This is a genomic window from Pelobacter seleniigenes DSM 18267 (assembly GCF_000711225.1).
In the GTDB taxonomy this organism is placed as follows: Bacteria; Desulfobacterota; Desulfuromonadia; order Desulfuromonadales; family Geopsychrobacteraceae; genus Seleniibacterium; species Seleniibacterium seleniigenes.
On sequence record NZ_JOMG01000002.1, the window covers coordinates 1,457,594 to 1,480,471 of the forward strand.

The following is a 22,878-nucleotide window of genomic DNA, read 5'->3' on the forward strand; positions in this document are numbered from 1 at the left end:
TGCGCCTAATTTAACTCTCCATAATTAATAAAAACGCCAAAGATGGAGAATAAGATGGCTCAAGTCGATCTACACGTACATTCCAAGTATTCCAATCATCCTTCTGAGTGGTTCCTGCAGCGCCTCGGTGCCTCCGAGTCCTATACCGAACCGGAAACGGTCTACAAGATGGCCCGCAAACGCGGCATGGATTTTGTGACCATCACCGACCACAACCGCATCAAAGCCTCCCTGGAGCTGGTCAAGAAACATCCCAAACACTGCTTCACCGGGGTGGAGTCGACCGCTTATTTTCCCGAGGACAACTGCAAGGTCCACATCCTGATTTACGGCCTGGATCGTGAGCAGTTCGGAAAAATCCAGAAAAAACGCCTGAATATCTACAAGCTGCGCGATTATCTCCAGCAAGAGGATCTTGCCTGCGTGGTCGCCCATGCCACCTATTCGGTCAACGGCAAGCTGACCCTCGATCATCTGGAAAAGCTGATCCTGCTGTTCAACAATTTCGAAGGGCGCAACGGCAGCCGCAGCATTCTCAACAACGATGTCCTGTCGCGGGTCTTGCTCGAGCTGACTGCGGAGGACATCGCCCGGCTGCAGCAAAAACACGGCATTGAGCCCTGGGGACCAAGCCCCTGGCGCAAAGCCCTGAGCGGCGGCTCCGACGATCACGCCGGCTTTTTCATTGCCAAAACCTGCACTGAAGCAGAGGCGGCAACCCCGCAGGAATTCATCGAACAGATCAAGCAGGGGCGGCTGCGGCCGCGCGGCCGGCAGAACAATTTCCAGGGGCTGACCTTTGCCATCTACAAGATCGCCTTTGATTTCTCCCAGCACAAAAGCACCGCCTTTGCCCAGTCGACCTTGAGCGATATGACCCGCTACCTGTTCAGCGACCAGCGCCTCAGCTTCAAGGACCGGCTGCGCCTGAGCAAGATGAAATCACAGAAGAACAACGCCATCTACCAGAACATCGTCAAACTGGTGGAAACCAGCCGAACCCTCGACCATGACGATATCGATTCGCGCCTCGACCTGCTCTACGAGTGCATTGGCGACATTTCCGATCAGTACTTCCGCTCGCTCCTCGAATCCCTCAATACCAACATTGCAGAAATGGACATCATCCGCATCATTCAGGGCCTCTCTTCGAGTATTCCCGGGGTCTTTCTGTCGGTGCCGTTCTTTTCCGCCTTCCGCCACATGTTCGGCGACCGCCAGCTGATCAACGATCTCGACGCCAGCCTGAGCAAGCAGGCCACCCCAAGTAACAAGCGGATTCTCTGGCTGACCGACACCCTGACCGATCTCAACGGCGTCTCCATGACCCTGCAGACCATCGGTCGGCTGGCCGATGAAAAGGGTTACGACATCCGCATCATGTCGAGTCTGACCGAAGAACAGCAGCAGAGCGAACTCCCCCATTCAACCCTGGCCATTCCGCCGCTGTACAGCTTTCAGCTGCCCCATTACCAGGAGCTGAAGATCAATATGCCGTCGGTGCTGCGGATGCTGAAAATGGTTTACGACTACAATCCCGACGAGATCTACATTTCGACGCCCGGCCCGGTCGGACTGCTCGGCATGCTCATGGGGCGGATGCTCGGCACCGAGATCAAGGGGATCTACCACACCGACTTCACCATGGAAGCGGAGGCTATTGTCAATGAACCGGCGATCAGCAACATGATTGAGCAGTACAGCAAATGGTTTTTCAATCAGTTCGACTCCCTGCTGGTCCCGACCACCGAATACATCCAGCTGCTCAAACAGCGCGGCTACCGCTACCGCCACATGGAGCTGTTCCGGCGCGGACTGCGCACCGAGCATTTCCGGCCGCTGCCCAAAGCGGACGACAACGGTCCCTGGAACCCCAAACTGCTTTATGTCGGTCGGATCTCCAAAGACAAGAACCTGGATTTCCTGATGCATGCCTACCGCCAGGTCAGAATCATGCATCCAGACGTCAGTTTGACCATCGCCGGAACCGGCCCCTATCTGGAAGAACTGCGGGAAGACTGCAGCGACATGCCGGAAGTCGTTTTTCGCGGCCGGGTTGCCTACGACCAGTTACCCGAGCTGTACAACAGCCACGACCTGTTTGTGTTCCCGAGTACCACGGAAACCTTCGGCATGGTGGTCCTCGAGGCCCAGGCCTGCGGCCTGCCCGCCCTGGTTTCGGACATCGGCGGCCCCAAGGAGATTATCGAGGACGGCACCTCCGGCTACGCCCTCAGCGTGGCCAGCGCCACCCCCTGGGCGCAATGTATCAGCGATCTGCTCACCGACCTGGCCAGCGGCGGTGAGCTCTGTCGTCGATTCAGCGCGGCGGCCCGCAGCCGGGTCGAAACACGCTTTTCCTGGGACAGCATCCTCCAGGATATGGTCCAGCCCGCAACCTCCCGCCATCATCGCCAGCACCAGTCGTCTATCAAGCGGATTCTCAAACTGGCGTCCAACATGATGGTTCACTGACCCATGGCGTTCCTCTCCAACAGCGCAGCCGCCGCCAGGGTCAGCGGTCGGCTGCTGTTCAAAAAACGCGTTCCCGGTCAGCTGGTCATTCAATATACCGATCATTGCAACGCCAGTTGCCCACAGTGCGGCATGCGAACCAGCAATAAATTCCCGCGCGCCACGCTGGAAAAAGCCCGCGCCAAAAAAATCATTCGCCACGCTGCAGCCAAGGGGATTTCAGCGCTCTCCTTCACCGGCGGCGAGCCTTTTCTGTTCCTCGATCAAATCTGCCAGCTGGCGACCTATGCGGGAAACTGCGGCATCCGCTACATTCGCACCGGCACCAATGGCTATCTGTTCCGTAATTCCGCCCAGGCCGGTTTCACCGACCGGATCAGACGCATCGCCGACCAACTGGCCGCAACCCCGATCCGCAACATCTGGGTCAGCCTTGACTCCTCGGACGTCGCCACACATGAACAGATGCGCGGCCTGCCCGGGGTGGTGCGCGGCATTGAAAAAGCCCTGCCGATCTTTGCCGAGCGCGGCCTCTACCTCTCCGCCAACCTCGGCATCAACCGCAATTTTGCCGGGGTAAAGCACGACCGCGAGCGCCTCGAATACGCTGATTTTTTGCGCGGCTTCGACCGCTTCTACAGTTTTGTCCACGACCTCGGCTTTACCATCGCCAATGTCTGCTACCCCATGTACAGCGCGCCGGACCAGGCCCCTGCGGAAGCGGTTTATGCCGCCACCGCCGCCGACCGGGTCGTCTACTTCAGCACGGCTGAAAAGCTGGAGCTGTTTCAGGCCCTGTCCGACTGCATCCCGAACCACCGCGACAAACTGCGTATTTTCACCCCCCGCTGCAGCATTCACGCCCTGCTCAAACAGTACCAGGGGCATGCAGAGTTAAGCTCGCCCTGCCGGGGCGGCAAGGACTTTTTCTTTGTCGACAGTGCCAGTGGCCAGACCTTCCCCTGCGGTTATCGCGGGGAGGAGAAGCTTGGTTTCATGTGGGAACTGGACACGACCAGCTGTGCAACGTCGACCCCTTGCCGCCGCTGCGACTGGGAATGTTTCCGCGACCCTTCGGAACTGTTCGCCCCCCTGCTGCAAATACGCCAGTCTCCGCTCCAGCTGCTGCGCCGGCTGTGTGCCGATCCCAGTTTCTTCAAACTCTGGCTGGAAGACCTGCTCTACTACCGCGCCTGCCACTATTTCAACGGTCGCATTGCCCCCAACTCACAACGTCTGGAAAGCTGGCAGCAGCTTCAGCCGACCATCTCCGGCAGCACATTCTGACCGCTGATGGCTTTGCTGGCATTCCTGACTTGCAAAGTATAAAAATTAGCCGCCAGCCTCGGAGCGAATTAACCACGGATCTTGGCAAACCAAGTGAGTCGGGGCTTGTCGCGGCAATCGTTCAACAGTCAATTAGGAAATTTTGCAATGAGCTGCAGAGGGGGACGGCATTTTTTTAAAAATTTTCAGGACCAAACTGGGCGATTGAATATTGAATAAGTTCGGGCTCCGCTTAGACGGTGGAAGCGGAGCCCGAACTTTCATGCAAGATCCTACATGTGCCCCATTCGGCCGCGGTGCGGCCACTGGTAATTGTTATTGAGCTGATTCATGCCGCCCATGCCGGTCATGATTCCGGAGTTATAGGAGACAGAGGTGATATCGTTGATTGCATCGCCATTGGCGTCTCTGAAAACATCGTTGACTCCATCACCATTCAAATCAACCCAGCCAAAGCATTGGCGGAAAGCATTGCCGCTTGCATCATCGATCCCGTTGCCGTCAGTATCGATGTGGTGCCCCATATAGCCGTAGCGGTAAGGCATCCGGTTGCCCAGGTCGTTGATCCCGTCGCCGTTGGCATCGACAAAGCGGTCGTTAATTCCGTCGCCGTTGGCATCGACAAAACCGAATCCGTGAGCATAGCTGGTCTGAACGATGTCATTGACTCCATCACCATTCTCATCGACGAACTGGTCGTTAATCCCGTCGCCGTTTTTATCGGTAAAGTAATCGTTGATCCCATCCTGGTTTAAATCAACCCAGCCCGGCATGGCCATGTAGGGTTTGCCAGTGACATCGTTAATCCCATCGCCATTGCTGTCGACAAAGCGGTCATTGATTCCGTCACCGTTCGCATCGACATAGCCGACTCCGTAGCTGTAGGGCATCCCCGATAAGTCCCCGATCCCATCGCCATTGGCGTCGACGAACCGGTCATTGATCCCGTCGCCGTTGGCGTCGATGTAACCGAAACCATGTCCATAGGGCAGGCCCGTCACATCATTGATCCCATCACCGTTGGCATCGGTAAAGCGATCATTGACGCCGTCGTGGTTGTTATCGACATAACCGAGTTCCTGCATATAGGAATACCCGGCATAGCGGCCGTTCTGATCGCAGATCCCATCGCCGTTCGCATCGCTGAAGTTGTCATTGATCCCGTCGCCGTCTTCGTCGATGAATCCGAAATGATAGCCGTTAAAACCGGTAAAGTCGCTGATCATCCCATTAGCGATAGTTATCGTGCCGAAATCCAGGCCGCGGCTTTCGCGGATGCGAAAAGGAAATTCAAAGTTTGTGGTGCTTCCGTTCGCCTGCCAATAAAGGGAATGGTCTCCGTCAGGAATATCCGCAATGGTGAAGTCGCCATCTGGCCCAACCATAATCGGGATTGTTGAATTATCCAGATAGAGCATGGTCGGGACATCCGCCTGAACGGCTGCAGGGGAGAAAAAATTGCTCAGTGCTTGCGCTACGCTTGGCTGATCCTGCAAGGTTCCGGAGACGCTCGCAGATTGCAGGGGGTGGCTGTCGGAGCCGCCGCCACAGCCGGTTAACAGGACCATGTTGGCAACGATGAATAAACCCAGGATGACTACTCTTCTTTGGTAAGACACGTTATCTCTCCTGTTGTTTGACTATGAGGTTCCGGTTGGTGATTCACCGGAACCTCGTTCATGAGCCCTGATACGATGATTTTTATTCTGAGGATCGGTTCAAAATCCTGCTGCCTGGTTGCCTGCCCGGACGGCAGGCCCGGCTGGCGGATTAATCCCGCCAGCAGTAGCTGTCGTCATCGTTCATCATATAGCCGCGTCCCATGTGCCCCCGGTCATGGCCATGCTCCATCCACCCCATGTGATGATCGTCATCACCATTAAAGGCGCAATTGTACCAACCTGTGTTGCCCTGGGCCAGCAACCCGCCGGATTCGCTATTCGCCTTATCCAGCAAGTCCCGATACTGCTGCTCAAGATTGCCGATAGCGGCCTCAAGCTGTTTCAAATCGCCAACCGTAGTGCTGTCGTTGGCCCTGGCGGTCTGGTATTCGGTGCTTTTTTGGTCGATGGCGGTTTGCAGTTGCTGTAACTGATCGGCATATTTGGCCTTGACCGCGGCAACTTTCTGTTGCTGTTCGGCGGTCAGTTGGGTTTGGCTATTGGTTGCGCCATAACCAGCTGCCCGGCCAGTTCCCCGGCCATCCCGGTCATAATAGCCGCAGGCAAGACTTGCTGTTGAAATTGCGAGGAGGGCAAAAATTGTCGTAAAAACGATGAAGTGACGTTTGGCTTTGGTTGTTTTCATGGTCGTTCTCCTTTTTGAAAAGCGTTATTTTGCTGGAGCGCCGGACGCGCTGGTTTGCTGCGTCTGGTGCTCGTTGCAGTAGGGACAAAACTGCCAGTCGTATTCGATAATGCGACTGCAATTCGGACAATTGTGCTTCAGTGCTTCACCGCAGTGCGGGCAGCGGAAATAACTTGCCTGAACTGAGCCCGAGCATTTCGGGCAACTCAGGTGAGGTGCGACCACTGTGGGCCTTTTCTGCATTTGCCAGAGAATGATCGCAATAATAATGAGTATGAATAATCCGGGCATAAACCAGCCTCCAAAGTGCCATCCCCCCCACGAAAATCCGTAGTTACAGAACATGGTGCCTTCTCCTAGTAGCGGTGATGGCCGTAGCCGTAGCTCTCCGCATGGTGTCCGCCATGCCCCCAGTAAGAATAGGGTCCAGGCCCATAACCGCACCAGGGACCCCACGGAGCACAGGCTGAAAGCAGCAACAGGCTGCCGGCGAGAAGAATAAGTATCAAAATGGTTTTCAACATAACGAACTCCTTGTCGTGATTGTTGCTCTCAACTAAGAGCAACCAGGGTGCCAACTTTTTAACTTTATGAAAATATTGGAAAAAATGATTTAAGCACGATTGAAATCGGAAAAATTTTTGACTGTTCCGGGAGGCTTGCACCACCTGATTGTCAAAAAATTTGACAGGTTTAGCATGGCCCTTTCGACAAGTCGGTGAGAGTGGCTTGCAGCACGATGGAGAGTTGCGGTTAAGACATGAATCCTTCTTTTTATCCGTTTGGAGCACAACAGCCTGACGCTGTTTTTTGAGCACGCCCCGCTTCTGTAGAATATTCTCCGCACATGTTTAATATCCATCACACCCCGTGCTGCGGACATCCCACCCAAAGCCTCGAATTTGCCAAAGCTCAATGGCTTTCATACTCATAAAAAAATTTAATCATTTTCAACAACGACAATAACTCTCTGAAATCATTTTAGAAAAATCAATTCGACAGGAGTAAATTTTTTTATTCAAAGACCCTTGACCCTGGACCATGGACCAGGGTTTAGAGTTAAGGCATGAAGGTCGCAACAACGACATTCACAACGGGTGGAGGCACATTGTATGTCTGACTTTTTAACAATCGGAAAACTCGCCAAGCAGGCCGATGTCAGTATTGACAGTATTCGTTTTTATGAGCGCAAAGGGTTGCTTGAAGACCCGTTGCGAACGGCAGCAAATTACCGGGTCTACCCTTTGGCTGCGGCCAAGCGGTTGCGCTTTATCAAGAAAGCCCAACGGCTCGGCTTCTCATTGGAGGAGATCCATCAGCTGCTCAGGGTCAGTCACGACTCTTCGGCGTCCAAAGCGGATATCAAGCAGATAACCGAAGAAAAAATAGCCGACATCCGCTCGCGGATCGAGGATTTAAAGCGCATGCTGAAGGCTCTGGAACAGTTGGATGATTGCTGTGACGGGCGTGGTCCGATAGAGGAATGTCCGATTCTGAAGTCGCTGGAAGAAGACGAGACGCTCTGCGGTCAGCAGTCATAAGCAATGAGTTGAAAAACAGACCGGCCTTTGCCGGCAATCGGGAGCAGAAACAAAACAGTGACGCTACCCACAAAAAAGGAGAATAAGAGATGAAAAGAATCTGGATGGTCATGTTGGTGATCGGTTTTGTTATGGGGACAACGGCACTGGTCAGCACAGTTGCCATGGCGCATGGCAGTGGCGGGATGATGTCTGATGTGGACGATGTCGCTCCCTGTCAGGGTGAGTCCTTCTCAGGTGCCATGCACCATGGTTACGGCTACGGAATGATGGGTGGCATGATGGGGCACCAGGATATGGGCGATATGATGCATGGCGGCCACGCCGGTCACATGATGGATGACGATGACATGGGCCATGGCAGCCTGCTGAGCCAGGCCGATAAACTTGGACTATCAACCGAGCAGGAGAACAAACTCAATACCCTGCACGTCGCAGAGCAAAAAGACCTGATCCGCTCCTCGGCAGAAGCGGATGTGGTTCGCCTGGAACTGTCCAACCTTCTCTCCTCAACAAACTGGACGATGAAGGATGCCGAACCGCTGGTTCAGAAACTCAACAAAATCGAAGGGAACATGCAGCTGCGTCATCTGCAAGCGTTGCACGAAGCCCGGCAAATCCTGACTGCTGACCAATTGAAACTGTACAGCAGTCTGGAAAAATCTGACCACGGTGAAATCTACTGCAATTAAATTTGACAACCACCGGAACAGAAAGGATGAGGTCATGCAAGATCCTGTATGCGGCATGCAAGTCACACTGGAATCAAAAGGCGGAACCGCTGATTGGCAGGGAGAGACCTATGCTTTCTGTTCGGTGAAATGCCGGGAGAAATTCAACGCCGACCCGGAACACTATCTGCACCCCGAATCGGGGTCGGTCGAAGCAGACCAGGATGCTGTCTATACCTGCCCCATGCATCCTGAAATCGAGCAACGCGGTCCGGGGTCCTGCCCACTCTGCGGCATGGCCCTCGAACCAAAAGAGATAACCGCTGACGCCGGTGACGACAGAGAATTACAGGACATGTCCCGACGCTTTCGGCTCAGCCTGATCTTGACGGTTCCGGTGCTGCTGCTGGCCATGGGGCCGATGCTCGGTTTGCCCCTGGCACAACTGGCTGCACCGCGCCTGCTCAGGTGGGCGGAACTGATTCTGGCAACTCCGGTAGTCCTGTGGGGTGGCTGGCCGTTTTTTGTCCGCGGCTGGCAATCGCTGATCAGCCGTCATTTCAATATGTTCACGCTCATCGGCCTGGGGGTCAGCGTTTCCTATATTTACAGCCTGGTGGCAACCCTCTTCCCCGGCCTGTTCCCGGCGGCTTTCCGCGGGGAGAATGGTGAGGTAGCGGTCTATTTCGAGGCGGCAGCGGTCATCACCACGCTGGTGCTACTCGGTCAGGTGCTGGAACTGCGCGCCCGCAACCAGACCGGCGCAGCGATTCGGGCTTTGCTGGGCCTGGCGCCCAAAACCGCCCGGCGGATTGAGACGGACGGTCAGGAAGCGGATGTTCCGCTGGACCAGGTTCAGGCCGGGGACAGACTGCGGGTCCGACCCGGTGAAAAAGTTCCCACCGATGGGGTCGTGCTTGAAGGGCGCAGTGCGATCGATGAAGCGATGGTCACCGGCGAGTCGATTCCGGTGGAAAAAACCGTCGGCGACCCGGTGATCGGAGCCACGGTCAATGGCACAGGGGCTTTGGTGATTGAGGCGAAGAAGGTCGGCAAGGATACACTTCTGGCCCAGATCGTCCAGATGGTAGCCGAGGCGCAGCGGAGTCGCGCGCCGATTCAGAAGCTCGCCGACCGGGTCGCCGGATGGTTTGTGCCGATCGTTATTCTGGCGGCCCTGGTGACTTTTATCATCTGGTCCCTGATTGGTCCCGATCCACGCCTGGCTCATGGTTTGATCAATGCCGTGGCCGTGCTGATTATTGCCTGCCCCTGTGCTTTGGGCCTGGCAACCCCCATGTCCATTATGGTGGCCACCGGTAAGGGAGCGACTCAGGGGGTTCTGTTTAAAAATGCCGAAGCCATCGAGATCATGCGCAAGATAGATACCCTGGTGGTTGATAAAACCGGGACTCTGACGGAAGGAAAACCCAAACTGGTCTCTCTTAAAGTCGTTGCGGGCCAGGATGAGAAAACCTTTTTACACCTAGCGGCCAGCCTTGAGCGGGGGAGTGAACATCCCCTGGCCGAAGCCATCGTGGCCGAAGCCGGAAACCGGCATATTGAGCTCAGCGAGGCTGCAGATTTTTCCTCGGTCACCGGCAAAGGAGTGACCGGCCAGGTCGCCGGCCAGCAGGTCGCCCTGGGTAATCAGGCCCTGCTCGCTGAGCTGGAGATAACGGATCACCCCTTGCAGCAACAGGCGGAGGAGCTGCGTGCTGCAGGACAGACGGTCATGTTCGTCGCCATTGATGGCAAGGCCGCCGGCTTGATCGGCGTGGCCGATCCGGTCAAGGAAAGCTCTGCCGAAGCGATCGCTCAATTGCAAGAAGCAGGGCTGCAGATCATCATGTTGACCGGGGATAATCATACCACCGCGCAGGCCGTCGCTGCCAAGCTGGGCATTGACGGACTGGTGGCCGAAGTTCTTCCCGAACAGAAAGCCGCGGAGATCAAAAAGCTGCAAGAGCAGGGCCGCGTTGTCGCCATGGCCGGAGACGGAATCAATGACGCACCGGCTTTGGCGCAAGCCCAGGTCGGTATCGCGATGGGGACCGGAACCGATGTCGCCATGGCTAGTGCCGGAATAACCCTGGTTAAAGGAGACCTGCGCGGCATCCTCCGGGCACGCAAATTGAGCGAGGCGACCATGGCTAATATCCGCCAGAACCTGGTCTTCGCATTCGGCTACAACGCCCTTGGGGTCCCGATTGCCGCCGGCATTCTTTATCCCCTCTTCGGAGTCCTGTTGAGCCCGATGCTGGCGGCAGCGGCCATGAGTTTCAGCTCCGTTTCGGTGATCAGCAACGCCCTGCGGTTACGCAGGCTGAAGATATAGCAGGCTGCGTAAGCCCATGGACGCACCTTTTCGACAACCTGATAAGGACAAGGAGACGACTTTATGATTCCGAATCTTCCCACTCTGGTGGCCACAGTTTTCAGTTTATCCCTGAGCTTGTGGCTGTATACGGCAAAGGGCAAATTAATGCCAAAAAAGTTAAGGAGATCCTTATGAGGAAAGATCTTGTCTGTGGCATGGACGTTTCCGAGACAGAGACGAGCCAGCGTATCGAACAGCATGGTGAGACCTATTATTTCTGTTCGGAGCAGTGCAAAGAGAACTTTGCCAACAACCCGGAGAAATATCTGCACCCCAGGAAGAAAGGTGTCTTCACCAGATTTCTGGAACGTCTGGCCAAAGAGAATCATCAAGCCTTCGGCAACAAGAAGCCGAGCTGTCATTAACAGGCTGTTGAAAAAACAGCCTGTCGAGCCCATGGATGGGCGATCAAAATCAATGACGCCTTTTTAACTCATTGATTTTGTAAGGTGGAGGAAATCGCACTTTTCTCCACCGAGCTTGAAAAAGACCAGAGATGGACTTTTTCAACGACCTATTAATTCAAGCGCGGCACACAAGGAGTGAAGCGATGACCTATCACATCAGTAAAAAGGTTGCCTCCGCTTTCGCAGAGACCGTAACAATCGTGAAGAATAAACTGGCGGAACATGGCTTTGGCATTCTGTCTGAAATCAACGTCACCAGTAAGTTACAAGAGAAGCTGGGCGTGTCCTTTCGTAATTACCTGATTCTGGGAGCCTGCAATCCGCCCTATGCCTATGAAGCATTACAGGCCGAACCTTATATCGGGACTATGCTCCCCTGCAATGTCGTGATTCAGGAATGGGACGATGGCAGTGTTGAGGTCTCGGCCATTGACCCGCTGGCTTCGATGATGGCGGTTCAAAACCCAGGCCTGGGTAAGATTGCGCAAGAAATTCAGGGCAAACTCAGGCAGGTTATTGCCGATTTATAGGCGCGTACAGGCGGGTGCAGCCGGAAGCATCCTGATGCTTCGCTCAGATCAGCACAAACAGAATCGATAGTGATTGGCGATAAAGGAGAAGGGCTCAATGATGTACGGGTTTGGAGATGGCATTTACGGAATGGGACACGGCTTCGGCTGGATCCTGATGATCCTGTTTTGGGGGATTATTATTTATCTGGTTATCCGGGGAACCGGTCATTGGTCTCAGAAGGGGCCCGGACATGCAGATAAAAGCGCCGAAGATATCCTGAAGGAGCGCTACGCAAAAGGGGAAATCAATAAAGAGGAGTTCGACCGGATGAAGCAGGATTTGCGTTCTTGAAAGGCCGAAAAGGTGAAGGCAGACGACGTTCAACGGTTGACAACAGCAACAAAGATCCATTGATGATCCATTTGCCGCCAATCCTTTCGGTTTATGGAGCCCGGCTCTAATTCAGGAACGGACCATAAATACTGTCTTTTCGCTCAATAATTTTTCCTGCCGCCACGAGCAGGCATAAACTTCTGCTATTATTCTAATTGATGGTTTTGCTCAACAACCCACCACGCCCGCCGCTGTCATGATCAGACCTGCCTGAGCCAGGTCATGCCATCTGCCACATCTGAATTGCGTTACGGTGCTTGCCACGATTCGGACCTTCCTGTTTCGGAGGGAGATCAAGCCCGGGAAGGCTCCACTCAATGCTGTTGTTTTTTGAAGGAGGCCGAAAATGAGAACGCTGCAGAGGTTTGGGGTAATGATGATGCTGTTGCTGTTGCCTGGCCTGGGACTCGCTGCCGGAAACGGTCCGAACTCAGGAGCAACCGGAAAGGAGAATGGCAGTGGAGCTGTCTTGGGCGACCTGATCCACATTAAGCGCGACGCGGTCAGCGGCCAGCCGATCCTGCAAAAACGCTGGATTGAATACCCGCAGGATATTCTGGGCTGGGGCTATTGCCCGATCGCAGTCGATGAGAACGGCAATGAAATCGGCTTTATGGCTCTCAGCTGCGACCCCCTCGATCCCACAGCGGTGGTCGAAGTGGACTATTTCGGACGCCTGAGTGCCAGCAGAACCAAAGAGCGTAATCTGCGGATGCATTTTGATGAGGTGATCAGCAATATCAAAGCGGCTGAGTCACTCCGCTTGGATGTTGCCGGACGGCTGGAATTGGGCTTTAACTGTACAACGCCAGGACAATGTGACTGGGCAACCATCGATTCCCCCATGGAGAACCTCGCGCTCTATACCCGGCTCATGACCTATGGCCATGTCCAGACCGATCCCCATGAAATTGATACGTTTGAGCATGGCGACCCTGCCGCCGGTACCCGCTATCACCCGGCCTTGGGTGCCCAGGATTGGGGCAAATTCCGGGGCGTATTAAAACGACTGCTCCCCTTATCGCCCCAGGCCGACCCAACCGCCTGTTTCGGAAGCGATTTCGCCAATGGCTTCAACAGCATGTGCAGCCATCCCGAAGCCCTCGGCAACCAGGATCTGATCACTGCGGCCGCGTTTCTCGGCGGAGCCTCGGGAAAGACCGGTAAGATTACGGTCGATCTTTTGCAATATCTCAACCGAATTCTCAAAATCACCCAGGAGACCGAGCTCAGTGCCGCCAACCTGGAGACCCTGCCGGCATTGATCCGTGATTGCGGCAACGATCCTGAAGATCAGACGGAATGTCATATCAGTGCTGCGACAGCTGGTCTTCCGGCCCCGGCCAACGAACGTTTTGTCAATTTCGCCACTGCCGAATACAGCCGTTATGAATGGCGGAATCAGGACCTGAACGTGATTATCCCTGCCGGCGCCCCTTATTGGGTGGAAACCTCGGTTGGATTGCTTGACTGGTTGGCATTCGTCAACGGAACAGACCCGGGAACCGTTGAGAATGTTTCCGGATTTGTCGATGCGGCCAATGACAGCCTGCGGACCATTGAATTTATCCACAACTACGCCATTCCTGAAGATCTCGGCTGGGATTTCCAATAGCCTGCAACTTACGCTGGGTCGGGAGGTGAGCCCACACCTTCTGACCCAGCGCGACCTGCAACATTGGCCGCACACCTGTTCAGACTAACAACCAACCCTCACGATGACTTGCCTGACCCGTCGCGATCGCGATCGCGATCCTGATCTCGATCCCGGTCCTGATCATGGTCTCGATCTTGATCCCGGTCTCTATCCTGATCTCGATCCTGACTTCCGCTCAAACCACTATTCTGAGCGGGAGCCTGCAGCTGCTGCTGATGACGCAGCATCATCTGCTCTGTTGCCTGTGTTCCTCGTCCGTTCGACCCTGACCCACTCCCTGATTTTCCGGCGATTGCCGGAGCTCCTGCCAACAACACAGCTAAAACGACAACCATCACTCCCGACCACATAGTGTCCTCCCTTCTGCGCAAATATCCTTCCAGCATGGCCTGCCAGAAAGTCACCCGGCCAATGAATAGTTTGGCTGTTAATGATAAAAACGCGGCAGGTCGGAAAAGGTTGACAGCAAATCCGTTATTGAAAAGGAGTTCCTTGGCGAGCCCATGGATGGGCGATCAAAACCAATGACGCCCTGCTAAATCATTGATTTTGTAAGGTAGGGGATATCGCTGAATGACGCTAGTTTAAGAGTCGCTGGCAGCAAAACCGGGACTGTCCCCGCACGGGGGCTGTCCCAGGTCTTTGCGGTGTTAACCGCGACAATTTCATGGCTCGCAAACTCTGGGGACAGTCCCGAGTTTACTGCAAAGTTGCTTAAACGAGCGCCATTCGGGACATCGCTCTTTTCCCCATCGAGCTTGAAAAAGACCAGGGATGGACTTTTTCAACAACCTGTTCGAGAGCATTTTTACAGATACATTTTTTCTAATTTCAATTTTGTGTCCGTAGCAGACGGAAGAACCTTGGACCGGGCAGGCTGCTCAGGCGTGATCAAGCTCCAAAGCCATCTCGTATTGAGTCACAAAGCGGCGGAAGCCATGCTCAAGCAGCACCCGCTCCGTCGCGGTGGCCGCGGCCGGGATATTGACGATTCGCAACTCAGCTGTTGCAGCCAAGGCGGCACAGCGGCCGAGCAGCGCTGCGACCGCCTGCTCGTCATCCCAACCGATCTGCATGATATTGCCGGTTTCCGCCACCAATACCGCATAAGCGCACGGGCATTGCTCCTGCATTACGGCAATAAGCTGGCACCTCTCGCCAACAGCGGTCACCGCAGCATCGCTGTTCTGCCACGAAGGCCGGTACTGCCGCAGGGAGCTGAATCGGTTCGGCCAGGCTGAGGGCAGGTCGATCGAGATGGCAATGCCCGTATGCACAGCCAGGGCTTCGCACGAGGCCTTATAGCAGGCCAGCTCTTGTTGAATGGCAAAGCCATGGCGTCGATAAAGTCCCACCGCGGGGGTGTTATCCGTCAGCACTTCCAGGAGGTATCGTTGGTAACCAAAACTGCTCAGCTGTTTTATCGTCTGTTGCAGCAGCTTGGCGCCATGTCCTTTCCCTTGATATGCCACCCTGGTTCCGGTGCCGGCATCATAGGCGGTTTGCACCCCGTCAATACTCCTGCCACCATTCAGGACCAGCCCGCACAGAAAATCCTGATCGAAAAGACCAAAGGAATGCTCAAGACGAACGCTGCGCTCACGCAGCATGAAATCGAGTTTGGCTCCGGTCATCTGCAACGCCACCGGGTAGTTGGCAAAGGCATCGTTCAGCGCATCGACAATGAGCGCACCCGGAACATCGTTGAGAGCTCGAAAACTGAACATCAGTCGTTTGTCCCATGCAATAAGGCCATCAACTCGCCGGCAGGGGGCATTTCCGGATATTGAGGAGCGCTGTCAGGTAAGAATGCCGTATCCCAACTGCTCTTGGAGCCGACATAAACATGCACTGCAATCTCGGTGGCGGCCGGGTCGTCGAGCAGCCCTGCCGGGACCCAAACCAGAGTGCCATCTTTGGTTTCATTGGGGAGCGGGCTGCCGCAACACCCGCAAAATTCTGACCTGAACCCGGAAGCGGTCTGATATTTGACAATCTTGTCCTCACCGCTTAGCCAGTGGAAATCAGCAACTGCGACCAGCATGGCCGAGTTGGATGCCGAACCGGAGACCCGGCGGCACAACGAACAGTGGCACTGGTAAATTTTCGGCAATTTACCCACAATTTCAAATGCGACCGCACCGCATAAACACTTGCCTTTCACATTGGTTTCCTTTCTGTCCGGGTCACACCGCAGTGTGGCGCGACCCGGTGGTGAAAAAATCATTAAAAAGCCGCAGCTTGCAGCAATCGCAAACTACGGCTTCACTTTTTATCGCTTCCTGGCCCCCTCAAAAACGTTATCATTCAAGCAAGTTAAACCGGTCCTGCCACGGTGCGCCGGGCGACTGAAGTTCTGCCCTGAATCAGTTGCCAACTGATCTCATGTGCTCCCGGAAGAGTCCCCGTTCGCTGGCCGGCTGCTCACTGCTGCGCCCCGGCGACCGGAACATCGGGGTGGTTGCCACAGGTTGAAAAGCCCGTCCCTGGACTCAGCAAGCTGTTTTCCCAGGCCTGCTAATGCCTGGTGTGGCAGCGATCACAGGGGAAAGTATCCACATCCTGGTCGCAGAAACGGCATTGCTCACAGGTTTTTTCCCTCTGCCAGGCCGGTTTGGAAATATTGTGCTGTAACAGGATCTTCTCCACATTCACGGGGTGGCGTGCCAGGTCATTACGTTTTTCTTCCATGACAACTCTCCTTTGCGCCCATAAAAGCAGCATCACATATATCACTAATTCTATCCCGCAGGGCAGGGAACGCAACTGGCTATTGTCATTTAACCTGCTGATTTTCAGTTTTTTTATTTTAACTCTTAAAAGATCTCAGAACAGCCGGCCGCAAGCTGCGGCGACCGGCCCGATCAACTTTGCAGCAGGACTTTGCCCGGTTTTCGCTGGCTACGCACGGCGGCAACAGCCTCAGCAACCTGTTCAAGAGGGAATGTCCCGATCACCGGCAGCAGTCCGGGCTGTTCTTCGAGCAAGGTCCAGAGTTCTTCACTGGCGGCGGCCAGCTGTTCAGGACTGGTCTGCTTGAGCCAGGCATCCACACCGAAGCCCAACCAGCGCAAATTTTTAAACAGCAGGATGGAACTTTTTAAGCTGAGCGGGGTATCGTCAAGGACACCGTAAGTGATCAGACAGCCTCCGGGCTCGATGACATCAATCAGCGCCGGGGTGGCCGCCCCTCCGACGGCATCGAGGATAGCCTGAAATCTTAGTTGTCCAGGCAACCCCAGCAGGACTTCGCTCACTGTTGCAGCTGTCACCAGGTTCTGTTCGCTGGCGCCGTCAATGACCCTGTAACCAGCTACGTCACGCACCAACAGAAAGGGCTCAAACCCCTTGCGAAGGCAAATTGCCGTCAACAATCTTGCCACCACTGAATGCCCGGCGGTGATCAGCACTCGGCTACCCAACTGCAGATTGCAACTGGCGAGTAATCCCCAGGCGGTCAACGGATTCAATGGGAACTGGCAGGCGAGCTCATCCGCAATGGCCGTCGGAACCCGGTAAACCTTACCGATCGGTGCCGCCACCAACTCAGCCCAGGTACCAGGACTGCGAAAGGCCACCCGTTCGCCGCTGCTGAAACCCTGCACTCCCTGGCCACAGGCGACGATGGTGCCCACTCCGTCAAATCCGGCGACCTGGGGGAATACCGGTTTGACTCGATAACGGCCGGCGATAAACATGAAATCGGCCGGATGGATCGGTCGGGCGCTGACTTGAATCAGCAGTTCACCCGCCCCCGGCACCGGGGTGGCAACCTCGGCGAGTGCCAGGACCTCTTCGGCCTCGCCGGTTTGTTTAAAGATGACAGCTTTCATTGGGCTCTCCTTCTTCAGCATGAAACGATGATAAGTCCTGCACACTGGCGCTGATTTTCCCCAGCAACGCTTGCAACTGCTGCCGTTCAGAGGGACCCAGGCAGGCCATGATGCGGCTCACCCGCCGGTAGTGTTGCGGCAGAACCTGGTCGAGCAGTTGCTGCCCGGAGGGGGTCATGGACACCGTGCAAGCACGGCGGTCCTGCTCGTGCGGTTCACGGGTCACCAACTGCGCTTTGTGCAACCCATCAACAACCCCGGTCATGGTCGCACAAGAAACCCCCGTCCCTTTGGCCAGCTGGGAAACCAGTAGTCCGTCAGGATTACGAAACAGAAGAATCAGCACAAAGAACTTCCGTTGCGTCAAGCCGTGGGTGGCGAGAAATCGATCGAGATCATTCTGGCAATCGTCGGAAACCCGCATCAATCCGAGCCAGGTTTGTAATGCAGGGGTTTCCAGCTGCGGGTAACGCTGCGCCAGCCGGGCCAGAGCAGCGGCATCGGGGAGATCAACAATATCGAACACGAAAACTCCTTCAGTTTTATTTAGTACCCATATATTAAGCATCCTAAGTAAATGTTTAAAAAAAATCAACCGGGATTATTGCGCTATATGAAAAAGTGCCCGTCCCCGCTTCGCCAATTGACTAAGGAAACCCAGGACGTCAGGTCCCGCAGGCGGAAAAATCCGCCTGCGGAAAGCAGGATCAGGGCTGCCCCACATAAAGGACGATTTTGCCCACGGTATGTCCGGTTTCGCTTAAGGCATGGGCTTTGGCAATATCTTCCAGGGCAAACTCGGCACCGACCAGAGGCCGGACCTGCCCGCTATCGACCAGTTCGGCATAGTGGGCCAGAATCTCCGCATTCGGTTCAATGAAGACATAGGCACAGCGCACCCCGAGACTCTCGGCCCGCTCCGGGGCAGGGGGGCTGGTAATGGACACCAGAATACCGCCGGGCCTCAAGACCGCCCAAGAGGAATCCTGAACCGCTCCGCCGATGGTATCGAAGACCAGATCGACATCCTTGACCTGTTCGTGAAAGGCTTGGGAGCGATAATCGATGACCTGGTCGGCACCGAGAGATTTAACCAGCGCACCGTTCCGTGCCGAAGTGGTGGTGATAACGTAGGCACCACGCGCTTTGGCCAGCTGAATGGCCAGGGACCCCACCCCGCCCGCTCCGGCATGGATCAGCACCCGTTGCCCGGCGCTCAGCCCGCCGGCGTTGATCAGGGCTTCCCAGGCGGTAATCCCGGCCAGGGGCAGAGAGGCCGCTTCGACATGGGAAATCAGCCGGGGTTTATGGGCCAGCTCCTGCTCGCGGATCGCAACGTATTCGGCGTAGGTGCCGTTGCGCTTGATATCCGGGCGTGAATAAACTGCATCGCCAACCTTGAAACGAGAGACCTCGGCGCCAACCGCATCGACCACCCCGGAAACATCCCAGCCCAGGGTCAACGGCATGGAATAGGGGATCATCTGCTGCAGATACCCCTCGCGGATTTTCCAGTCAACCGGGTTGACCGCTGCGGCCACCACTCTGACCAACACCTCGGTCGACCCGATTTTCGGCAGCGGCGCATCTTCGTACATGAGTTTTTCACCGCTGCCGTAACCATGAATTCGTACTGCTTTCATCGTTTTCTCCTTCAGAACCGATCGTAACGGGAATTCCCCCGAACCTCCATTTGCAGATTTGCGGCCGCCCGATCGGGGTCTTGTGAAATTGATTTTTGATTCAACATCATTATCATCCCGGCCGGGTTTCACGTTCAATAGAACCGGCGATTTAATTGTGATCGGTCAGGCTTTCAAGGGATATGAATGGTCCAGCCCTCGGTCTTCAGCAAAATATTCAGAAACGGGCAGGGATTTTCCAGGGCGCCCAGATGCAGGTAGGATTTCACGGCAAATTTTCCCTGCGCCATGGCCAGGTCATCACCACTGATGGCCTGGCCGGAGCCCCAGGCGCTGATCTCGGCAGGGGCAATAAGTTTCGCGCGTTGCGCTACGAGCGGGCCGGGGTAAAGTGCACTATTTTTTGGCTTTTTTCTTTTTGCTCTTCTTCCCGGATTTTTCCTCTTTTTCTTTCTTTTTCTCTTTTTTGGCAGCCTTGTTCTTTTTATCCGCCTCTTTGGCTTTTTTCTTTTTCTTATCCTTATCCTTCTTCTTTTGACCTTTTGTCGGCTGCTTTTCGGCCTCAGCGGTCTGCTCCGCCGGTCCGGCGGTGTTCACCGGGTCCTCCCTGGTGAGCACAAACAGCTCGCGGGCGGCCGCGATCACCTGGGCGGCTCGAACCTGGCTGAACCCCTTGATGGCAGCCACCTCTTCAACCTGCCGGGCCGCCAGGTCATCGGCGCTCAGGATGCCGCTTTCCTGTAAAATTTTGGCGGTTGCGGGCCCGATTCCCGCCACATCTTCAATCGCTTTCGACATGATTAGTGTCCTCCCTCGTTGTTTGCTGCGATAAATTCCTTGATAAAGCGGCGAATTTCCCGGGCCGCGCTGGTATCCAGCTCATCGCAGAGGGACACAAAGCGATCGCGGTCCTCACCATTGATGCGAATCACCAGCTGGCTGTCCTTTTTCCCCTTCTTCTTGGACTTTTTTTCTTCACTCATCAGCGCTTTCCATTTCTAGCGGCAGGCCATGACTGGCCAGTGCGGCATTTTTATAGGCCTTGTCTGCGGTCAGATCACGCCCGGCAAACTCCGGCGGCACAAAATCCATGGCTGCAGCGACGGTGGCAAATTCGACCTCAAGGACCATCAGCGGTGCCAGCGCACCGGTGAACAGATCGATCTCCAGATCGTAACCCTGCCAGCGGAGCGCATAGCGAACCTTTTCGACCCGCCGACCTGCGGTCAAGGGCCAAAGCATTTCGAACTGGGCCTGGGAAATTGCGCACTCCTGCTCCTGGCGTTTGAGTCCCTGACCACTCTTGAGGGTCATGCTGCACTGTCCGGCCCGCTGGCGAATCCGCAGTTCCCGGTCCGCTTCCAGCAACAGGTAGCCCTGGCGGATCTCTTCACCCGGCACCCCGGTCAGCAATTCGACCGGCTTGCGGGTGAGGATAAACTTCCTTTCGATTTCATACTGGGGCATGACTAACCTTCCCGCAGCAGGGCGGCGATCTCCTGCCACAGCGCTTGGTAGGCCCGGTTGGCCTGTCTGCCATGGGCGTAAACATCGATGGGAGCCCGATGAATACCCATCTTTTCGACATCTGCGGAATGGGGGATGGCATTACGCAGAAACCGTTTATAGCGTTTCCGCATGGCGACAGCGGTTTCCCTGTGCAACTGCTTGCGGGAGTCAACCATGGTGAAAAAGGGGATCAGCTTTTTCCGGCCATAGTCTTCGTCTTTAAAGAAGTCCGCGAGCTGGTCGAAGGTGCGCTCTGACAGAGTGGTTGGAATCACCGGGACCAACACCAGGTCAGCGGCCTTGAAAATACTTTCCGCCAGCCGGCTGATGGTGGGTGGGCAGTCCAAAATCACCAGGTCATACTCCCTTTTCAATCCTTTCAGGGCCTGCCGCAGCCGATTTTTATGGGCCCCGAGCTGCTCCAGCATGACATCGAAGTTACGAAAACTCAGATGTGCGGGAATCACATCCAGGTTTTCGAAATCACTGGCCTTGATCTGCTTGAGAACCTGTTCGTAGGCTTTGAAAAAACGCTTTCCCCAGTTCTTGCTGGCCGCCGGTTTGACCCGGAAGTAAAAGGATGAAGCGCCCTGTGAATCAAGGTCGAGAAGCAGGGTCCGATAGCCCGCCCGGGCAGCCCAGTAAGCGATATTGACAGCGGAGGCGGTTTTTCCGACTCCGCCCTTGATGGAATACATGGCAAGAATTTTCATGGCTCGGTCGGCTCCTGCCCCTCGCTGTGGAAAAGTTGTTGAAAGCTCTCTTGGACCGGGACCGCGATAAAGCGGTTGACATTGGCGACCACCTGGCCGCGTTCTGCCACCTGCTGATTGTAGAGAACCGCGGCCAGGCCGTTGATACTCGCCCGTTCCTCGTCACTGCTGCCGCGTCCGCCGGCCAACCGGTCGAGAAACTCCCGCTGCACTGAAAAGTCATTGAACCGACCCAGGTTGTCCTGCAGTTCCTTGAGCTGCCTGACCAAAGATTTAAGTAACGATTTTTCAAACAGTTCGGCAAACAGTTCAAGCAGATAACGGAGTTTTTTACATTCGATGCGCAGTTCGTGGATAGCGGAATCCGGCGTCTGCTCATCAATGGCGGAGCCATCCCGGACAATCGCGGCATACTGGGTTGAGATCTTTTTTGCCACCAGTTCACGGATGCCGGTTTGCGCCTGCGCCGAACAAAATTCCGCTGGCCGGTTCAGAGTCAGCAGCACATTGCTGATCTGCTCCAGATAGGCCTCTGTGGATAACTGCTCCCTGACGGCCTTAAATGCCGCGGCGCGCCTGCGCCGCAGGCGTCGGTAAAGATGGTCGAGGCCGGTCTGAAAACCGTCCGGCAGCAGGCCGCGATAATGATCCTGATCAAGGAGAAAGACATCCAGGTCGCGCAGCCGATTGGTGATCTGGCCGAGCGCTTTCAGTTCGCTCTTCAGCGCCTGGTATCGCGGCTGGGAAAGAGTCTTTTTAAACAGCGCGATCAGCGAGCGGGCTTTGCGGATATTCACCCGGTACTGGTGGACGAATTCACTGTCGATGTCCTCGATGATGCCCTGCTCCTGGTGGCGGGCCAACTGAATCAGCTTGGCGGCCATTCGGGTCACCGCCTCTTCACTCGGTTCCCGGCCATCCAAGTCGAAGCTCGGCTTGCCGGGCAACGCTGAGATCTCCATACCGGCCTGCAACAGCAGCTGGCGCAGGGTCAAGGGGGCGGTTTTCACCAGCAGCTGCGGTAACAGCAGGGCGACCACCCGATCATATTCCTGGCGATAGCCGCGTAACGGTAAGATGGACAGCAGCTGCAGCCCACTGCCGTCCGTCCGCGTCAGACCGAACAGCCGCAACCTGACGACGGTTTTTTCATCAGGGTTCAAAACAGCCAGCGGCTGCTGGCTGATCCGGCACTGAAATTTGGCTACAAAGGCCCTCAGCGGTACACTTGCCCGAATTTTCTCAGCCAACTCCCCGGCCGGCAGCTCCCACCAGAAGCGGCTTTTTTCCGGCGCCGTTGCGGCCGCCAGGCAGTTGTCGTTCGCGTCATAAAGCTTCAACCGGGTCCCGTCTTCGCGCAGCAGCAGCCGATCGGCCTGCCAGAGCTGCCAATCCGCGTCATCCAGGACCCGGATCTCCCGCGCTGTGCTTTCCTGTCGACAGAGTCTTAGATCATCGGTCAAGCCCTGTTGCAGATCCTCGACGGAAACGCCCTCTTTCAGTTGCCAGTCGCTACGAATTTTCATCAGTTTATGAATTGGTTGGGAGG

General features: G+C 55.4%; 24 protein-coding genes. 9 read left to right on the forward strand and 15 right to left on the reverse strand.

All coding sequences use genetic code 11. The features are described from left to right. Positions 1-54 precede the first annotated feature (54 nt). Entirely contained in the window at positions 55-2,475 is a 2,421-nt protein-coding gene (locus N909_RS0109365) for a glycosyltransferase (protein WP_051689648.1), read from the forward strand. 3 nt (positions 2,476-2,478) lie between these two features. Continuing rightward, positions 2,479-3,762, forward strand: a complete 1,284-nt coding sequence (locus tag N909_RS0109370; RefSeq protein ID WP_029914360.1) for a radical SAM protein — start codon at positions 2,479-2,481, stop codon at positions 3,760-3,762. Positions 3,763-4,034: 272 nt separating this feature from the next. Here the strand turns inward: N909_RS0109370 and N909_RS0109375 are convergent, their stop codons facing one another. The 4 genes from N909_RS0109375 to N909_RS25680 form a co-directional block, all read right to left on the reverse strand. After that, the gene (locus N909_RS0109375) at positions 4,035-5,381 is read right to left on the reverse strand and encodes a hypothetical protein (RefSeq protein WP_029914361.1); all 1,347 of its coding nucleotides are present in this window, start codon (positions 5,379-5,381) and stop codon (positions 4,035-4,037) included. Positions 5,382-5,532: 151 nt separating this feature from the next. Further along, positions 5,533-6,069, reverse strand: a complete 537-nt coding sequence (locus N909_RS0109380; protein ID WP_029914363.1) for an OmpH family outer membrane protein — start codon at positions 6,067-6,069, stop codon at positions 5,533-5,535. Between the two features lie 24 nt (positions 6,070-6,093). Continuing rightward, positions 6,094-6,414 (reverse strand): zinc ribbon domain-containing protein, encoded by a 321-nt coding sequence (locus N909_RS26565; protein WP_084167643.1) that lies wholly within the window; start codon positions 6,412-6,414, stop codon positions 6,094-6,096. 11 nt (positions 6,415-6,425) lie between these two features. Beyond that, the gene (locus tag N909_RS25680; protein ID WP_155005908.1) at positions 6,426-6,593 is read right to left on the reverse strand and encodes a hypothetical protein; all 168 of its coding nucleotides are present in this window, start codon (positions 6,591-6,593) and stop codon (positions 6,426-6,428) included. A gap of 588 nt (positions 6,594-7,181) precedes the next feature. Between N909_RS25680 and N909_RS0109390 the strand changes: the two genes are divergently transcribed. The 7 genes from N909_RS0109390 to N909_RS0109425 all read left to right on the forward strand — a co-directional run bounded on the left by N909_RS0109390 (position 7,182) and on the right by N909_RS0109425 (position 13,589). After that, complete coding sequence (locus N909_RS0109390; RefSeq protein ID WP_029914364.1) at positions 7,182-7,610, forward strand: heavy metal-responsive transcriptional regulator; 429 nt, start codon at positions 7,182-7,184, stop codon at positions 7,608-7,610. An 89-nt stretch (positions 7,611-7,699) separates the two neighbouring features. Then, positions 7,700-8,302, forward strand: a complete 603-nt coding sequence (locus N909_RS0109395) for a hypothetical protein (protein WP_029914366.1) — start codon at positions 7,700-7,702, stop codon at positions 8,300-8,302. A gap of 34 nt (positions 8,303-8,336) precedes the next feature. Then, positions 8,337-10,619: a heavy metal translocating P-type ATPase gene (locus N909_RS0109400; RefSeq protein WP_029914369.1), complete on the forward strand. Its 2,283-nt coding sequence runs from the start codon at positions 8,337-8,339 to the stop codon at positions 10,617-10,619. 173 nt (positions 10,620-10,792) lie between these two features. Then, positions 10,793-11,026, forward strand: a complete 234-nt coding sequence (locus N909_RS23805) for a YHS domain-containing protein (protein WP_036683047.1) — start codon at positions 10,793-10,795, stop codon at positions 11,024-11,026. A gap of 185 nt (positions 11,027-11,211) precedes the next feature. Continuing rightward, positions 11,212-11,598, forward strand: a complete 387-nt coding sequence (locus tag N909_RS0109415; RefSeq protein WP_029914370.1) for a DUF302 domain-containing protein — start codon at positions 11,212-11,214, stop codon at positions 11,596-11,598. A 97-nt stretch (positions 11,599-11,695) separates the two neighbouring features. Further along, on the forward strand, positions 11,696-11,932 hold the full coding sequence (locus N909_RS0109420; protein ID WP_029914371.1) for an SHOCT domain-containing protein: 237 nt from the start codon (positions 11,696-11,698) through the stop codon (positions 11,930-11,932). 388 nt (positions 11,933-12,320) lie between these two features. Next, positions 12,321-13,589 (forward strand): hypothetical protein, encoded by a 1,269-nt coding sequence (locus tag N909_RS0109425; RefSeq protein WP_155005909.1) that lies wholly within the window; start codon positions 12,321-12,323, stop codon positions 13,587-13,589. A gap of 923 nt (positions 13,590-14,512) precedes the next feature. On the opposite strand, the gene N909_RS24580 is transcribed toward N909_RS0109425, so the two are convergent. From N909_RS24580 to N909_RS0109490, 11 genes are all read right to left on the reverse strand, one after another. After that, positions 14,513-15,358 (reverse strand): GNAT family N-acetyltransferase, encoded by an 846-nt coding sequence (locus N909_RS24580; RefSeq protein WP_051689649.1) that lies wholly within the window; start codon positions 15,356-15,358, stop codon positions 14,513-14,515. After that, positions 15,358-15,795, reverse strand: a complete 438-nt coding sequence (locus N909_RS0109440; RefSeq protein ID WP_029914375.1) for a GFA family protein — start codon at positions 15,793-15,795, stop codon at positions 15,358-15,360. Before N909_RS0109440 ends, N909_RS24580 begins: the two co-directional genes overlap by 1 nt. Before the next feature lie 353 nt (positions 15,796-16,148). Next, on the reverse strand, positions 16,149-16,322 hold the full coding sequence (locus N909_RS25685; protein ID WP_155005911.1) for a hypothetical protein: 174 nt from the start codon (positions 16,320-16,322) through the stop codon (positions 16,149-16,151). 173 nt (positions 16,323-16,495) lie between these two features. Beyond that, on the reverse strand, positions 16,496-17,464 hold the full coding sequence (locus N909_RS0109450) for a zinc-dependent alcohol dehydrogenase family protein (RefSeq protein ID WP_029914376.1): 969 nt from the start codon (positions 17,462-17,464) through the stop codon (positions 16,496-16,498). Then, positions 17,445-17,990: a MarR family winged helix-turn-helix transcriptional regulator gene (locus N909_RS0109455; RefSeq protein ID WP_029914377.1), complete on the reverse strand. Its 546-nt coding sequence runs from the start codon at positions 17,988-17,990 to the stop codon at positions 17,445-17,447. Before N909_RS0109455 ends, N909_RS0109450 begins: the two co-directional genes overlap by 20 nt. Positions 17,991-18,171: 181 nt before the next feature. Next, positions 18,172-19,107 carry an NADP-dependent oxidoreductase gene (locus tag N909_RS0109460; protein WP_029914379.1) on the reverse strand — a complete coding sequence of 312 codons (936 nt, stop codon included), beginning with the start codon at positions 19,105-19,107 and terminating at the stop codon, positions 18,172-18,174. 396 nt (positions 19,108-19,503) lie between these two features. Next, the gene (locus N909_RS0109470) at positions 19,504-19,905 is read right to left on the reverse strand and encodes a helix-hairpin-helix domain-containing protein (RefSeq protein WP_029914381.1); all 402 of its coding nucleotides are present in this window, start codon (positions 19,903-19,905) and stop codon (positions 19,504-19,506) included. A gap of 2 nt (positions 19,906-19,907) precedes the next feature. Next, positions 19,908-20,090 carry a hypothetical protein gene (locus N909_RS0109475; RefSeq protein ID WP_029914383.1) on the reverse strand — a complete coding sequence of 61 codons (183 nt, stop codon included), beginning with the start codon at positions 20,088-20,090 and terminating at the stop codon, positions 19,908-19,910. Continuing rightward, complete coding sequence (locus N909_RS0109480) at positions 20,083-20,574, reverse strand: CYTH domain-containing protein (protein ID WP_029914385.1); 492 nt, start codon at positions 20,572-20,574, stop codon at positions 20,083-20,085. Before N909_RS0109480 ends, N909_RS0109475 begins: the two co-directional genes overlap by 8 nt. A gap of 2 nt (positions 20,575-20,576) precedes the next feature. Then, positions 20,577-21,329: a ParA family protein gene (locus tag N909_RS0109485; protein WP_029914387.1), complete on the reverse strand. Its 753-nt coding sequence runs from the start codon at positions 21,327-21,329 to the stop codon at positions 20,577-20,579. Then, positions 21,326-22,855: a CHAD domain-containing protein gene (locus tag N909_RS0109490; RefSeq protein ID WP_029914389.1), complete on the reverse strand. Its 1,530-nt coding sequence runs from the start codon at positions 22,853-22,855 to the stop codon at positions 21,326-21,328. Before N909_RS0109490 ends, N909_RS0109485 begins: the two co-directional genes overlap by 4 nt. Positions 22,856-22,878: the final 23 nt, after the last annotated feature.